The sequence below is a fragment of the Parabacteroides goldsteinii genome (genome assembly GCF_020091425.1).
Taxonomy (GTDB): Bacteria; Bacteroidota; Bacteroidia; order Bacteroidales; family Tannerellaceae; genus Parabacteroides; species Parabacteroides goldsteinii.
The window spans coordinates 2,505,612-2,521,176 of sequence record NZ_CP081906.1 but is presented as its reverse complement, the minus strand read 5'-3'; the positions used below and the strand labels follow the sequence as shown (position 1 = coordinate 2,521,176).

Genomic DNA, 15,565 nt, shown 5'->3' with positions numbered 1-15,565 from the left:
TTGAAGTTTGCCATCATCGGAACGTCCACTTTCCTTATGAAAATAAACCTATTTCTGGAAATCTCATCTTTTTAATTACTTATAAAAAACAGTGTATTATTGCCTTACTTATTGTATGAAATTAATGTTTTAGGTTTTGACTGAAAAATGACTTTATTCATATAAAGAATATGGCTTAAAGTGTGTGTTAATATGCAGTATACTAGATTTTTATATGTAATAGGTACTGACTAGAAAAAACGATCGTTTTAGCTAGTCATCCTGTTCGTGAGTACACTTTATGTGACTGACGAACCTTGTCATATCAAAAAACTAGTATTAATTAATGGCTTATTTATTGACAACCCTGTCTTTAGTCTTATCTATATTGCTCTCAGCCCTGATAATTCCGCGTATCCTGGTTGTCGCTTATCGAAAAAAACTATTTGATATACCTAATGAACGAAAAGTTCACGACGAAATAATTCCCCGTTTAGGTGGTATTTCATTTGTTCCTACAATCCTGTTTTCACTCTCTTTTGTGACCGGATTACGTTATCTGATCGGCTTCGAAATAGCCGAAAACAGGCTCCATTTTATCATTCCCGAATTTTTCTTCCTGATCTGTGGTCTCACGTTATTGTATTTATCCGGTATAAAAGACGATCTGGTCGGACTACGTTATCGGACAAAATTCTTTATACAAATCCTAGCCGCCTCCATGTTCCCTCTGGCGGGATTATGGATCAATAACTTATACGGGTTGGCAGGTATTCACGAATTGAGTCCGTATATAGGAATTCCTCTTACGATATTAATGACAGTCTTTATCATCAACGCCATCAACCTGATTGACGGTATCGATGGCCTGGCCTCCGGGTTAAGTATTATTGCCCTAAGTGTTTTAGGAAGTTTATATCTTTATTATAGCCAGTGGGTATATGCCATGTTTGCTTTTTCGGCATTGGGCACATTACTCCCATTTTTCTATTATAACGTCTTTGGGAAGGCGGACCGTTGTACGAAGATCTTTATGGGCGATACCGGTAGTTTGACATTAGGTTATATGCTGGCATTTCTTACGATCTCTTATGCAACAGTCAATCCGCAGATACATCCTTATTTCGAAGGAGCGATCATTGTTGCTTTTGCCCCGTTGATAGTACCGGCTTTCGATGTTTTTCGCGTCATGTTGATCCGCGCCCGAAATCATAAACCATTGTTTATCGCCGACCGGAATCATATTCATCATAAATGCCTGGATGCAGGTCTGACATGTAAAAAAGCAGTGGTATGCATCTTAGGACTGGCTTGTGTCTTATGTGTTTTGAATATGGCACTGATTAATACGATCAATAACAATCTGATTCTTTTTCTGGATATTTTGTTATGGTCTGTATTGATAGGCTGGTTGAATAAATCAATAAAAATAAAGAGGTGATATTTTGATTTTAATGGTTTATTTATATAGCTTTGTAAAAAATCAATAACGAAATGGCAAAACAATCGCATCCATATAAATCAAAAGAAAATATTCACTCTTCGAAGTTGGAGGAACCTTCTGCAGCTTATGTTTCTGCTGACTTGCGGGGCACTTATCTGGATATTGTTTCTGAAGATATGTTTAGAAGTGCCATATCCAAAGCTGTTTCTGATTTCGATAAAGGATTGGTCATATCCCATAACCAGATAGATGAATTAGTGAAGGTTCGAATGGGATGGAAATAGTTTGGTCATCTTTTGCTACCGAAGGACTTTTCTCTATATTAGAATATGTAGAGACTGATTTTGGAAGCCGTGTATCCCAACGTGTATATACTGATATAATGGGATATATTGAAACCTTAACTAAGTTTCCTAACTTGGGTATTCATGATGATATATTTTCTACTGAAACTTTAGAGGTTCGTTATCTGATTTGTAAGCAAAATATAATTTACTATTTGATCTATAAGGAGACAATATACCTTTTGTCGATAGCAAACTCCAACCAGTCCTCTGACCGTATACGTAAAGTGATAGCAGACTATTTACGATTATATAAATAAGTTTTCCAAGAGGTTGTGTCAAAACGCTGGCACAACCTTTTTTTATGCACAAAGCCCAGACTTTCACAAGCCCGGGCTTTGTTATTACCCAAAGTTTTTGTATCTTTAGGCATAAAGTTTTTCATTATGGCAAAGTTACATTTTCGTCCTTACATTCCCAACCAAACAGTTCTTTTTCCCGGAAGAATTGATGAAAACATAGCAGCGAACGATCCGGTTCGCATAGTTAATACTGTTGTTGATAATCTCAATCTTGACAATTTCAAGAAGCTTTATAAAGCAACCGGTCGTTGTCCTTATCATCCTAAAATGATGCTTAAGGTGATTATCTACGCCTACATGAACAATATCTATTCGTGCCGCAAAATAGAGAAGCTTCTCCTACGTGACATTCATTATATCTGGCTTTCCGGTAATGAACATCCGGATTTTATAACCATCAACCGTTTCCGTAATCGTGTAAAAGAAGAGATAAATAATGTATTCACGCAGTTGGTTCTTGTCCTTGTCGACAAAGGTTTCATCAGCCTTGACGTAGAGTATATTGACGGTACCAAGATTGAGTCCAGAGCCAACAAATATACTTTTGTCTGGCGCAAGACAGTCGAAAAGAACCGTACAAAGCTGATGGATAAGATCCGCATTCTCCTGGAGCAGGTGGATGAAGCCATAGCCCAAGAGAACTCCGCCAAAGACACACCCGTAGAGTTCACTCCCGCCATGCTCTCAGATATAGTGAATGAACTTAAAGAGGTGCTGGAACACCAGCCTGTAACAAAGGACAAGGAACAAAAGAAAGTCATCCGGGAAAAGAAGAAACAGGTCCGGGAACTTGAGGAGTACCGTGACAAGTTGATGGAATACGACAACCATCTTGACACTCTTGGAGAACGCAACTCCTATTCCAAGACCGATCCTGATGCCACCTTCATGCGCATGAAAGAGGACGCCATGAGAAACGGACAGACCAAGCCCGGATATAATCTGCAAATAGGTACCCAGAACCAATTCCTCATAGACTTCCGACTGTTTCCCAACCCAACCGATACACTGACCCTCATACCTTTCTTCCACTCCTTTGAGCAACGCTATAACCGCTTACCGACTGTCGGTGTGGCAGACTCCGGTTACGGCTCGGAAGAAAATTACCGGTTCATGCAAGATAATGGGATAGGAGCCTTTGTTAAGTACAACTACTTCCATAAAGAACAGCGTCCCCGTTATACCCCCAATCCATTCCATGCGGAGAGTCTCTATTACAATGCGGAAGAGGATTATTACGTTTGTCCTATGGGGCAGCACATGAACCGTATAGGAACCAGGCGTGACAAAACAGCTAGCGGATACATCACCGAAAGTGCCCGGTATAAAGCACAAAGATGTGAAGGGTGTCCTTTACGTGGCAGTTGCTTTAAAGCCCGGGGGAACCGTATTATAGAAGTCAACCACCGGTTAAACCAATACAAACGGCAGGCACGGGAAAGGTTACTCTCGAAAGAAGGCATCAGGCATAGGGGAAGGCGATGTATAGAACCGGAAGCAGTTTTTGGACAAATGAAACACAACATGGCATACAAAAGGTTCCGGCATGTGGGAGAAGACAAGGTTACAATGGACTTTGCCTTCTTTGCTATAGCTTTTAATATCAAAAAGATGTGTACAAAACTACTAAAAGCAGGAAAGAGAAGGAGTACACACACTATATTTATCTTTATCAGACCACGTGTGGCTCAACATACGACGAATATTAAGCCTTATTACCTAATTACTGAAAAAATAGTCGCATAGACAAAAAAAGAGGAACGACTATTTTTAAGATAAAAAAGGAGATGTGCCTTAGTTTTGACACATTTACCTTTGTAATCAAACAATAATGAATATAGCAATTGTAGGAACAGGCTATGTAGGCCTGGTCACGGGAACCTGCTTCTCTGAAATGGGAGTAGATGTCACCTGTGTGGACATAAATGAAGCAAAGATAAAAGCTTTGCAGGGAGGTGTAATGCCTATCTATGAACCCGGTTTGGAAAGCCTGGTCCTGAAGAATGTGGAAGCCGGTCGGTTACATTTTACGACCGATCTGACCGCTTGCCTGGATAATGTATCTATTGTTTTCAGTGCTGTCGGAACTCCTCCGGATGAAGATGGAAGTGCCGATCTGAGATATGTCCTGGATGTAGCACGCACTGTAGGGCGTTCTATTAATAAATATACGCTACTTGTAACAAAGAGTACTGTTCCGGTCGGAACGGCTCAAAAAGTAAAAGCTGTCATTCAGGAAGAACTGGATAAGCGTGGAGTGGCTATTCCCTTTGACGTGGCATCCAATCCTGAGTTTCTGAAAGAAGGTGCAGCCATTAAGGATTTTATGGCACCTGACCGGGTAGTTGTTGGTATTGAAAGCGACCATGCCCGTAAACTGATGGAACGTTTATACAGGCCTTTTGTATTGAATGGTTATCCTATTTTATTCATGGATATTCCTTCTGCGGAGATGACGAAATATGCAGCGAATGCTATGCTGGCTACCCGTATCAGCTTTATGAATGATATCGCTAACCTGTGTGAAATAGTTGGTGCTGATGTGGAATGTGTTCGTAAAGGTATTGGAAGTGATACTCGGATCGGAAAACATTTTTTGTATGCCGGCTGTGGTTATGGTGGCAGTTGTTTTCCAAAAGATGTGAAAGCATTGCTACATACCGGAAAAGAGAACGGTTATACGATGCGTGTTATAGAAGCTGTAGAAGAAGTGAATGAAACTCAGAAAAGCATTGTTTTTGAAAAAGTAAATAAACTCTTCAATAATGACCTGAAAGGCAAGATTGTTGCTATCTGGGGATTGGCATTTAAACCGGATACGGATGATATGCGTGAAGCTCCGGCATTAGTGGTTATTGATAAACTGATAAAAGCCGCAGCGATAGTAAAGGTATACGATCCGATCGCTATGGATGAATGTAAACGTCGAATAGGAAATCAGGTGGAATATGCCAAAGATATGTATGATGTAGTAGTTGATGCAGATGCATTATTGCTTATTACTGAATGGAAACAGTTTCGTTTACCAAGTTGGAAATGTATAAAGAGATTGATGCGAGGAAATATTATGATTGATGGGCGAAATATTTATGATATGAAAGAAATAGAAGAGGAATATTTTGTCTATTCGAGAATCGGACGGAAATGAAACGAATATTAGTAACGGGCGGAGCCGGTTTTATCGGTTCCCATCTATGTGAACGTTTGGTGGAAAAAGGTAACGATGTGATTTGCCTGGATAATTATTTTACCGGCAGTAAGGATAACATTCGCCACCTGTTGCAGTATGATAATTTTGAGTTGGTTCGTCACGATGTAACATCCCCCTATTATGCCGAGGTCGATGAGATCTATAACTTGGCATGTCCAGCATCACCTCCCCATTATCAGTATAATGCAATTAAGACAATGAAAACCTCCGTTTACGGAGCAATGAATATGTTGGGATTGGCTAAACGAACGAAAGCAAAGATTCTCCAGGCATCGACCAGTGAAGTGTATGGCGATCCGGCTATTCATCCACAGGTTGAATCTTATTGGGGAAATGTGAACCCGATCGGTATCCGCAGTTGTTACGATGAAGGCAAACGCGCAGCCGAGACATTGTTTATGGATTATCATCGACAGAATGGTGTACGGATTAAAATCATTCGGATATTTAATACATATGGCCCAAATATGAATCCGAATGATGGACGGGTTGTCTCTAATTTCATCATGCAAGCATTGCATGGAGTGGACACAACAATCTATGGAGATGGCCTTCAAACCCGTAGTTTTCAGTATGTGGATGATTTGATAGAAGGGATGATTCGCATGATGGCTACCGGAAATGATTTTATAGGCCCGGTAAATCTGGGAAATCCTGGAGAGTTTACAATGTTGGAACTGGCAGAAAAAGTGATTGAATTAACAAATTCAAAATCAAAGATTGTTTATTGCCCTCTACCAGGTGATGATCCGAAACAACGGAAGCCGGATATAGCATTGGCTAAAGAGAAATTGGATTGGCAGCCTACAATACGATTGGAGGAAGGGCTAAGGAGGACGATTGGGTATTTTGTGGGAAAAAAGTTTACGTTAAAAGGAAAAATGAATATTCCTAAATATGGATACCTATTGGAATATTCTTAAAAATTTGAGTTCGGATATGAAGTCAGAGCTAATATCCCGGCTTTCAAAATCATTGCTAAGCAAACAAGTTTTGTAAATATAGGAACTTCTATAAAAATTAATTTTGCTTTAAATCTGGTTAATACATTGCAGGTTTAATTTATATATTCTATCCACTGAATGAATACCTATTTGGATATTGTGTATGTTGATATGTGCGTAAATGCCATAACTAAAGTAGTTTCAGATTTTGAGGTTTGAATTCTGTATTGTTGTGGATTAGATGAAATAAATGAATTAGATGATGAACGTTCTGATAATAAAGAATTTATTTGCTAATGTTTATGGTGTAGTTGTTAATCTCGTATTTCAAATATTATTGGTACCATTATATATTAATTATTGGGGGAAATCTTTATACAGTGATTGGATTGTGATAACATCGTTAACAGCTTTCTTTTCGATAACAAATATTGGATTGAGTACTGTTACACAAAATGTATATTCAATTGAATACCTAAATAATAATATAAAGAAGTGTAATTCACTTATAGTTAATAATGTTTTGTTAGTTTCTCTTGTATTTATATTTTCATTGATTATAAGTGTTATTGTGTTATCAATTATTGATTTACCAATACTGTTGCATTTGTCGGAAATGAATAGATCTTTGGCTAATTTTATATTTGTTTCATTTTTGATATATGTCTATATATCAATGTATGGAGCTATTTTAGATTCTTTATTTCGTGCTAAATCAAAATATCATATAGCTACATTTATATCAATTACTTCCAGATTGATTGAAGTTTTGATAATTATTTTTTGCGTTAGCTGTAATGTGTCAATCTATTTTATGGTTTCATTGTATTTATTGCCAGGGTTATTTCTTTTGTTGTATAAATATAAATTGGCAAAGAGTTTTATTCAATTCTCTATTAATAAGAAATATTATGATTGGTCTTTGTTTAAACAATTAATAATTCCTTCTGTTTCGTTTATGTCTATTCCGGTTAGTTATTCAGTTTTAATACAAGGTTCTAATTTAATTGTAAATTATTTTTTTGGACCTAATGCTGTAATACTTTATACAACAACACGGACTTTGTCTAATTTTATAGCAACTCTTTTGAAGACAATTAAACATGCTATATGGCCTGAATTTACGATCGCTTTTGGTCGAGGGGATAGTAAGGAAATGAATAAACTATATAAAACATCAGCTGTCATATCAACATTTTTTGCCATATTAGTTAGTATTATTTTGTTTTTTTACGGTGATTGGATATATTCTATGTGGTTACATAATAGCGTTGTATTTGATGCATCGTTAATGCTTTCATTTGTATTAATCATAATTGTTCATTCTTTGTGGGAGTCAGGAAGTGTTGTTTTGGAATCTACAAATAATCATGTTGTATTAGGATTATTATTTGTTAGTTTATCTATAGTAACACAATTACTTGCATATATAGTTTTGACTAAATATAAGTATATTGATATATTACCTTATAGTCAATTATTGATGGAGATAATAATATTATATTATGTAATAGGGAAAATAAAGAAAGTGATTTATGGAAAAGAATATAAAAATTAATGTTGTATCTTTTGGGAGAAGATGGTTATTGGATGTTGCTAGAGAGTTAGAAAAGCAAGGATATGAAGTTGCTTTTTATACTGCAGTCCCATATAAGCGAATGAAGAAGTTTGGATTAAAAAAAGAATCTAGTAAGTCAATATTTTGGATAATGACCCCTTTTATTTTGTTAAGTAAAATGTTTCCTGTATTTGGAATGAAAGTAATGAATTCTGTTTTTGATTACTTTGTATCTTTATATATGCGTAATAGTGATATTTATATTTCAGATGTTAATATTCATAAGAAGAGATGTTTTCGTGTTGCGAAAAAGAAATCTAAATTTAGATTATTAGAATCAGGTTCTACTCATATATTAAATCAAAAAAAACTATTAGAGAATTATCTAATCTCGAAGAAAATTCCAAATGATAAAAGATATTGTATTAAAAAATCAGATTTAGAAGATGAATTGAATCAATATAAAGAATGTGATTATATATTAGTTCCTTCAAAGATTGTTAAACAAACATATGTAGAAAATAATTATCCTTTCAATAAATTGTTCTATAATCCTTATGGTGTTGATTTATCAAAATTCTATCCTTTGAAATTTTCAAAAAAAGAATTTGATATAATAATGACGGGTAGCTGGTGCTATAGAAAAGGATGTGATCTTATACAACAATTATGCTTAAAACAAAACTATTCATTTTTGCATATAGGAAAAATTATGGATATGCAATTTCCTGAAAGTGCAAATATGAAGCATATTGAAGCTGTAGATCAAAATACTTTAATAAAGTACTATGCTAAAGCAAAAATATTCGTTCTACCTTCTCGAGAAGAAGGTTTAGCTTTAGTTCAACCTCAGGCTATTGCATGTGGATTACCTGTTGTGTGTTCTAAATTTACAGGAGGGAAGGATATTGGAGAAGTAACAGATTTAAAGGAATGGATATTTGAGATGAAAGATTTTTCGTTAGCAGCTTTAGAAGAAGTATCAAAAGCTTTAATATTTTGTTCATTAAATAAAGTGTTTAATAGAGATCAATTAGATAATATTTCTTGGGAAGCATATGGTAGAAGATACTCAACGTTTATTGAACATCTATTTAAGAATTGTTAAATTATGAAAAAACCTTTGATTTCTGTTATTGTTCCTATTTATAATGTTGAATTATATTTGGAAAGATGTATTATAAGTATTATTTCTCAAACAATTCATGATATTGAAATAATTTTGATAGATGATGGATCTACAGATAAATCAGGTGTGATAGCTGATAGATATGCATTAAAAGATGATAGAATATTAGTTGTTCACAAACCCAATGGAGGATTGAGTGATACTAGAAATGCAGGAATAAAATTAGCAAAAGGAGAGTATTTGTCATTTATTGATTCTGACGATTGGATTGAGTCCACAATGTTGGAAAGCATGTATGAGAAAGCTTGTTTGTACAATGCCGATATAGTAGTTTGTGGTGTTTGTACAGAATTTGTAAATGAAAATCGCATTGCTGAATATAAATCAATTGATAGATTATATGTTGAAAATGATAATATAGGAGAATTGTTTTGGAAATTGTCCAAAAAGAATATTTCTAATTATATGTGGAATAAAATATATAAATCGTCTTTGCTGTCCAATAATTCATTGTGCGTTGAAAATTTAGTACCTATGGAAGATTTGTTTTTTAATCTTAAAGCTTTCAAATGTGCAAAATCAATATATGTGTCTAGTGGCTTGTTTTATCATTATATGCGCCGTGACAGTTTTACTCTTTTATCTTCTTATTATTCTAGACTTGGATGTGTATATGATAAGATGATAAATTCCTGGAATATGTTTTTTGATTATTTTAATCTTAAAGGTCGATTATATGACGAATACATTTTAAGGTTAAGAAGCTTAAGAGGTCTTGCAATAACACTAAATATTTATAAACAAAATTCTCCTTATTTGAATGATAAACAAAATAGATTGCTTATTATCAATAAAGAAATATATGGGGGTGAATTTTCTATTTCAAATACGATTAAATCGAAGAGTTTTATTGAGTCTATTTATTTGTATTCTGTAAGAAATTTTTCACCATATATGTTTGATATTGTGTTTATGAATTTGTTTAGATTGAGATATTCTTTTAGATTATTGTATTACAAAATACGCTCTAATTTAATAAAATATATGATATTATGATGATACGATTAATAGTATCTATTATAACTATAATTGTTTTTTCAAGGAATATATTTATTGAGATTGAATTTCCTGTTTATTTATATTATTCATGCTTTTTATTTGTATTTATTATATCTATATTGAAAGGTGGTATAAAAATAGATAGAACAATGCTATATTTTATCTTTTGGGCAATAGTTTCATTAGTGCTAAATAACGTTTCTCCTATGTTTAAAGCAGAAGAACGTTTGTTAAGTTTTGTTGTTGTGGTATCTTCGATTTCTTCCTTCTTAAATTCCTCTTTTTTATATAGTTATAAATTTCGTTTAATCAATCTTATGAATTTAGTAATTGTATATGTGGTAGTCATATCGTTTATTGGATATTTATTGTCTATTTCTAGTTTTACTGGTAGAAGTGGATTTAATGGATTGGTTAATCATTCTTTATTACTGGGCTATATGTCTGGTGTGTCTACAATAATCTGTTTTGTTAATTACTTGTTTTCAAAACAAAAGATAGATAAAATTAAATATCTATTCCTAATATTAATTAGTCTTTTAGTTTGTCTGATTAGTGCATCAAGAACTGCATTTGTTTCTATTATAATTTCTTTGTTTCTTATGATTTATGTTCATTACAAGAATAGAGTTATGTCTATATTTAAGGAATTGTATGTTTTTATTATAATTATATTTATATCTACTCCTTTGTGGATTAAATTTTCTCAGAATATATTGGAAAAACATATAGCTCGTTCAGAGGGAGGTAGTGCATTAAGTGGTAGAGATATTATGTGGTTGGATAGATTTGCAGACTTCCAAGAGAGCCCTTTTTATGGTGTTGGATTTGCTTCTATGAGCAATATGTTTTATAGTAAATTTTCAGATGATGGAGTGGTAGAACCCGGATCTTCATGGCTTTTTGTATTATCAACGATGGGTATTGTGGGACTTGTACTGTTTTCAATTATGATCTTTAAACCTATATGGTATGTACTTCATACTTCTTCCAATGGAGCGTTAAATTTGTTTGTATTAGGAATATTGTCTTATTGTGCATTGCATATGGGGACTGAAGGCTATGTTTTATCTTCTGGGGCCTTTTGCTTTGTTTATCTTTGGTTATGTATTGGGATTTCAAAATATGTGAAATAAATAATTAAAAATCATGTAGTTTAAATTGAATGAAAACAATCTTAATACTCTATTCCGCATTCATGCCTTACAATCTTATTGTAGTAAAGGAACTAATACAGATGGGTTGTACTGTCCATATAGTCAGATGGACGAAATGTAATACCCCCTATGTTCCTTCCGAATTACCGAATGTGAATTATTATGATCGTAATACATTTGCAAATGTACATTCTTTACTTCACAAAGTGCGAGAAATAAAGCCTGATTTGATTTGGGTTTCGGGTTGGATTGATAAATTATATTGCAGAGTAGTCGGTTTATATCGAAAGGAACATGATATACCGGTTGTCGTAGGGAGCGATACCCAGTGGCGGGGGGGAAAGCAATGGTTGAATGTTTTCTTTTCTCCTTTTAGACATAGGCGTTGGTTTAGCCATATTTTTGTGTCCGGTATTTGGCAGTATGAATATGCTCGTAAATTAGGATTTGATACTAATCATATTCTTATGCATAATTTATCGGCTGATGTATCAACATTTATGTCTGTTGATATTAACTTAAAGCAATATCATTATCCTCATAAACTTTTATTTATCGGACGTTTTGTTGACGTTAAAGGTTTATCTTTTCTTCTTGATGCGTGGAAATCTATTCCGGATAGAAAAGGTTGGACGCTTACTTTAGTAGGGAACGGCCCATTACGTGATACCTTGAATGGTTTTCCGGATGTGGAGATCAAAGATTTTATGTCACAAGAACAATTAGCGACCGAAATGCAAAACTCCGGAGCTTTTATCCTTCCTTCTATCTTCGAGCCATGGGCTTTGGTCCTGCATGAAGCTGCTGCGGGCGGATTACCTATTCTTGCTTCCAATTGTTGTGGGGCAGTTCCTTATTTTGTATTGGATAATTATAACGGGCGTTTGTTTACTCCGGGAAATATCTCATCCATTCGTGAGGCGATTCAATTATTGATTACTACCTCCGACGAAGATTTGATACGCATGTCATACAAAAGTCGTGAATTATCCAGACGCATTAATCCAGAGATTGTAGCACAAACATTATTAAGCGTAATATAATATGAATAGACTCCTTACTGTAATCCGTTGGATTATTCGACAACCTCTGAACAGAGGTAATAAGCAAAAAGCCCTAAAACGCTTTTTGCAATGGCAGCTAAATGTCCGTATAAATCCCTATCCAATAATTTTACCTTGGGTAAATGGGGTGAAGTTGATCGTAAAACGCGGAATGACTGGGGCTACCGGAAATTTGTATGCCGGTCTGCATGATTTTGAAGATATGTCATTCCTTTTGCATTTGTTGCGTGATGAAGATATGTTTATGGATATCGGCTCTAATATCGGTAGTTATACGATTCTTGCTTCAGGAGCGATCAGGTGTCGTAGTATTGCGATAGAACCGATTCCATCTACCTACGAACATTTGAAGAATAATATAGCTGTCAATCGGATGGAAGATCGCGTAGAAGCTCTTAATATAGGTCTGGGAAGTAAACATTCAACGTTATTATTTACTAATACTCAGGATACAGTAAATCATGTAGCAGTTGATGGAGAAAAAGATACAACCGAGGTTTCTGTACAGACGTTAGATGGAATCCTGAAAAGTTGTACTTGTCCTTTATTGATTAAAATAGATGTGGAAGGATTTGAAACAGAGGTTTTACTTGGTGGTAAGAATACGTTGAATAATCCGGATTTGAAAGCAGTCATTATAGAATTGAACGGATCGGGTGCACGATATGGCTACAAAGATGCAGACATACATGCTATGTTTATAACAGCAGGTTTTCGTCCTTATGCGTATGAGCCGTTCACTCGCCAATTGACAGAACTAAATGCATATTCGGACGAAAGTAATACGATTTATATTCGGGATGTGGATTTTGTAAAGAATAGAATATGGGTATCTGATGCATTTAAGGTTTTAGGTTTGGAAATATAAATATCATACTTATGGAAGATGCATTATTTTGGTTAAAGAACAATCTGTTTAGAAAAGCTGCAATGCGACAATATAAGAGAGCTATATTGTCGGATATATTATCTGATGAAGAATTGAACAATATCAATTGGATGAAGAGAAAGGCTATTGTAATGCATGCTTATAACCATTCCCTTTTCTATAAACACTTTTATGATGATCATCACTTTAATCCATCCATGTTACAAAAAGAGGCTGATTGGGATATAGTTCCAATATTGGAAAAGAAAGATGTTAGGACATTTCGTGAAGAGATAAAAGATAGTAGTATTTCCCAAAAACAAGTTGGAATTGCAACCACAGGAGGATCTACAGGAATGCCTTTGAAAGTCTATATAGACAAACGTTTTCATTTTGAAATATTGGGTTGGCGTGCTTTTCGTTGGTGGGGAGTTTCTCCAGCTGATCATGTTGGAATTATACATCGTTCCGTGCCATCCACTTTTTTAAGCAAATTGATAAATCGCTGTATGTGGTGGCCTACTCGCAGGGCATATTTAAATGCTTCTTCCATCATGGAAGAAGATATTAGAGTATTTGTGGATACTCTAATATCACAGCATACTAAATGGATTGTGGGATATGTTGGAGGTATAGAAAAAGTGGCCGATTATATTCTTGCAAATAACATTCAAATAAATTCTGTTCGTTTGGTTTGGTCTACATCTGCTCCTTTATTAGATTTTGTCCGTAAAAAAATAGAGAAGGCCTTTCAGTGTAAAGTAATGGATCAATATGGGTGTAATGAAGTAGCAAACATAGCGATTCAATGTCCATTATGTAATGGTCTTCATATTAATTCCGACTTTATCCATGTTGACATAGTGGACCAAGAGGATAGACTTTTGGAAGCAGGCAAATATGGTGAAATTTTAGTTACAAATCTAGAAAGTAGAGCTTTTCCGTTAATAAAATATAGATTAGGGGATAAGAGTAAATATATGTTGGAAAAATGTTCTTGTGGATTACCTTATCCTTTATTGGAATCAATAACAGGCAGGACTTCTGATTCTGTATGGACTCCCTCAGGTATTATTCTTGAAAGCATTTATCTTACCTCGATTTTTGATGATTATACTGACTATGTGCAAAATTTCAGAATTTTGCAAAAATCAGATTACTCTGTAATAATTGATATTGTTATTGATAAGGAACAACAATCTGAAATTGAGAATGTAATCCAAACAATTAAGAATATATTATTGTCGAAATCTAAAAATGAAATACCAATTATTATAAAGTGCGTTGATAAAATAGAAGATGATCGAGGTAAAAACAGATATATAATTAGTAAAGTAGCCTTGAATTTGAATAAATAATGAAGATCCTACACTCAATCCCATCCATGGGCGTATTATTCGGTGGTCCGGCTTTAAGCACATTGTTGTCTGTGCAAGGAGAAAGGTCAGTTGGGCTTTCTTCTGTTGTTTTGACATACGATGTAGATAAAAGAAAGGACCGTTTGATAGATTCTTCTTCGTTTATCTACTTGGTTGCACGTCCTAAAGAGAGGCGGTTTGCCTATTCATCCTCTTTTCGTAAGGCATTGGAAGATGAATCGGCTGATTTGTATCATATTCAAGGGATATGGCAATATCCGTCTGTCTGTACGGCTTCGTGGGCAAGAAAAGAAAATAAACCCTATGTGATTACTTTGCGGGGCATGCTGTATCCGCAGTGTTTTGAGAAGTCTGCATGGATAAAGAAATTATCGTTGTGGTTATACTTGAAATCTGATCTGCAAAGGGCGGCATGCTTGCATGCTACTTGTATGGAAGAGATGGAACATTTACGAAATATGGGTATTTATGCACCTGTTGCTGTTATACCTAATCCGATTCGGACTTCAGGCCTTCAGGATAATATTATTCTACCTGACGGATTGCGGATAGGCTATTTAGGACGTATCCATCCTCGTAAACGGGTAGAACGGATTTTTTATGCTTTAGATGCTTTGCAGGATAAGAATCTAGAGATTCTGGTTATCGGTGATGGAGATGCCGCGTATATACAGTTCTTACGGGAAGAAGCCAAACGCTTACATTTGGATCGTATGACTTTTACCGGCTTTTTAAGTGGTGAAGAGAAAGAGAAAGCATTGAAATCACTTTCCTATTTAGTTGTTCCCAGTGATTTTGAGAATTTTGGGAATATTGTTACAGAGGCATTGGTAAAAGGCATCCCTGTTATCGCCTCCAAAGGTACACCCTGGGAAGAGCTGAATACGCATCGTTGCGGTTGGTGGGTGGATAATGATGTGGATACTTTGGCGGCTACGATTAGGGAGGCCTTGAATACTTCCGAAGCCGAAAGGATCGCAATGGGTGAGCGGGGGAAACATCTGATTCAGGAGAATTATTCCGTAGAGATGGTTGCCGGAAAGCTGAAGCGATTGTATGAGTGGATACTGTATGGAGGCGAGAAGCCGGAGTTTGTTTATTTGAAATAACTGAATCCGAGTTTACCG

Annotated in this window: 13 protein-coding genes; all 13 read left to right on the top strand. The window is 35.1% G+C overall.

All coding sequences use genetic code 11. The features are described 5' to 3' along the window. Positions 1-325 precede the first annotated feature (325 nt). The 13 genes from K6V26_RS11540 to K6V26_RS11480 all read left to right on the top strand — a co-directional run bounded on the left by K6V26_RS11540 (position 326) and on the right by K6V26_RS11480 (position 15,547). Positions 326-1,420, top strand: a complete 1,095-nt coding sequence (locus K6V26_RS11540) for an MraY family glycosyltransferase (protein WP_195586317.1) — start codon at positions 326-328, stop codon at positions 1,418-1,420. 53 nt (positions 1,421-1,473) lie between these two features. Continuing rightward, a complete protein-coding gene (locus K6V26_RS11535) occupies positions 1,474-1,707 on the top strand; it encodes a hypothetical protein (RefSeq protein WP_195586316.1) in 234 nt (77 codons plus the stop codon). A gap of 446 nt (positions 1,708-2,153) precedes the next feature. Next, positions 2,154-3,815 carry an IS1182 family transposase gene (locus tag K6V26_RS11530; protein WP_224263243.1) on the top strand — a complete coding sequence of 554 codons (1,662 nt, stop codon included), beginning with the start codon at positions 2,154-2,156 and terminating at the stop codon, positions 3,813-3,815. Between the two features lie 85 nt (positions 3,816-3,900). Beyond that, on the top strand, positions 3,901-5,217 hold the full coding sequence (locus K6V26_RS11525) for a UDP-glucose dehydrogenase family protein (protein ID WP_224265406.1): 1,317 nt from the start codon (positions 3,901-3,903) through the stop codon (positions 5,215-5,217). Then, the gene (locus K6V26_RS11520; protein ID WP_224265405.1) at positions 5,214-6,203 is read left to right on the top strand and encodes a UDP-glucuronic acid decarboxylase family protein; all 990 of its coding nucleotides are present in this window, start codon (positions 5,214-5,216) and stop codon (positions 6,201-6,203) included. The genes K6V26_RS11525 and K6V26_RS11520 overlap by 4 nt, the downstream gene beginning before the upstream one ends. Before the next feature lie 280 nt (positions 6,204-6,483). Further along, complete coding sequence (locus K6V26_RS11515) at positions 6,484-7,782, top strand: lipopolysaccharide biosynthesis protein (protein ID WP_224265404.1); 1,299 nt, start codon at positions 6,484-6,486, stop codon at positions 7,780-7,782. Next, the gene (locus K6V26_RS11510; RefSeq protein ID WP_224265403.1) at positions 7,760-8,890 is read left to right on the top strand and encodes a glycosyltransferase family 4 protein; all 1,131 of its coding nucleotides are present in this window, start codon (positions 7,760-7,762) and stop codon (positions 8,888-8,890) included. The genes K6V26_RS11515 and K6V26_RS11510 overlap by 23 nt, the downstream gene beginning before the upstream one ends. A 3-nt stretch (positions 8,891-8,893) precedes the next feature. Beyond that, complete coding sequence (locus K6V26_RS11505; protein ID WP_224265402.1) at positions 8,894-9,967, top strand: glycosyltransferase family 2 protein; 1,074 nt, start codon at positions 8,894-8,896, stop codon at positions 9,965-9,967. Further along, positions 9,964-11,106: an O-antigen ligase family protein gene (locus K6V26_RS11500; RefSeq protein ID WP_224265401.1), complete on the top strand. Its 1,143-nt coding sequence runs from the start codon at positions 9,964-9,966 to the stop codon at positions 11,104-11,106. The genes K6V26_RS11505 and K6V26_RS11500 overlap by 4 nt, the downstream gene beginning before the upstream one ends. A 29-nt stretch (positions 11,107-11,135) precedes the next feature. Continuing rightward, positions 11,136-12,170: a glycosyltransferase family 4 protein gene (locus K6V26_RS11495; protein ID WP_010802844.1), complete on the top strand. Its 1,035-nt coding sequence runs from the start codon at positions 11,136-11,138 to the stop codon at positions 12,168-12,170. A 1-nt stretch (position 12,171) separates the two neighbouring features. Continuing rightward, positions 12,172-13,059, top strand: coding sequence for an FkbM family methyltransferase (locus K6V26_RS11490; RefSeq protein ID WP_224265400.1), 888 nt, complete (start codon positions 12,172-12,174; stop codon positions 13,057-13,059). Positions 13,060-13,070: 11 nt separating this feature from the next. Beyond that, positions 13,071-14,417 carry a phenylacetate--CoA ligase family protein gene (locus K6V26_RS11485; RefSeq protein ID WP_224265399.1) on the top strand — a complete coding sequence of 449 codons (1,347 nt, stop codon included), beginning with the start codon at positions 13,071-13,073 and terminating at the stop codon, positions 14,415-14,417. Beyond that, positions 14,417-15,547 (top strand): glycosyltransferase, encoded by a 1,131-nt coding sequence (locus K6V26_RS11480; protein ID WP_224265398.1) that lies wholly within the window; start codon positions 14,417-14,419, stop codon positions 15,545-15,547. The genes K6V26_RS11485 and K6V26_RS11480 overlap by 1 nt, the downstream gene beginning before the upstream one ends. Positions 15,548-15,565 lie beyond the last annotated feature (18 nt).

Coding starts and splice junctions, on each gene's coding strand:
- K6V26_RS11525 (WP_224265406.1), top strand. CDS start 3,901: ATGAATATAGCAATTGTAGGAACAGGCTATGTAGGCCTGGTCACGGGA.
- K6V26_RS11540 (WP_195586317.1), top strand. CDS start 326: ATGGCTTATTTATTGACAACCCTGTCTTTAGTCTTATCTATATTGCTC.
- K6V26_RS11505 (WP_224265402.1), top strand. CDS start 8,894: ATGAAAAAACCTTTGATTTCTGTTATTGTTCCTATTTATAATGTTGAA.
- K6V26_RS11520 (WP_224265405.1), top strand. CDS start 5,214: ATGAAACGAATATTAGTAACGGGCGGAGCCGGTTTTATCGGTTCCCAT.
- K6V26_RS11490 (WP_224265400.1), top strand. CDS start 12,172: ATGAATAGACTCCTTACTGTAATCCGTTGGATTATTCGACAACCTCTG.
- K6V26_RS11510 (WP_224265403.1), top strand. CDS start 7,760: ATGGAAAAGAATATAAAAATTAATGTTGTATCTTTTGGGAGAAGATGG.
- K6V26_RS11530 (WP_224263243.1), top strand. CDS start 2,154: ATGGCAAAGTTACATTTTCGTCCTTACATTCCCAACCAAACAGTTCTT.
- K6V26_RS11480 (WP_224265398.1), top strand. CDS start 14,417: ATGAAGATCCTACACTCAATCCCATCCATGGGCGTATTATTCGGTGGT.
- K6V26_RS11495 (WP_010802844.1), top strand. CDS start 11,136: ATGAAAACAATCTTAATACTCTATTCCGCATTCATGCCTTACAATCTT.
- K6V26_RS11485 (WP_224265399.1), top strand. CDS start 13,071: ATGGAAGATGCATTATTTTGGTTAAAGAACAATCTGTTTAGAAAAGCT.
- K6V26_RS11500 (WP_224265401.1), top strand. CDS start 9,964: ATGATGATACGATTAATAGTATCTATTATAACTATAATTGTTTTTTCA.
- K6V26_RS11515 (WP_224265404.1), top strand. CDS start 6,484: ATGATGAACGTTCTGATAATAAAGAATTTATTTGCTAATGTTTATGGT.
- K6V26_RS11535 (WP_195586316.1), top strand. CDS start 1,474: ATGGCAAAACAATCGCATCCATATAAATCAAAAGAAAATATTCACTCT.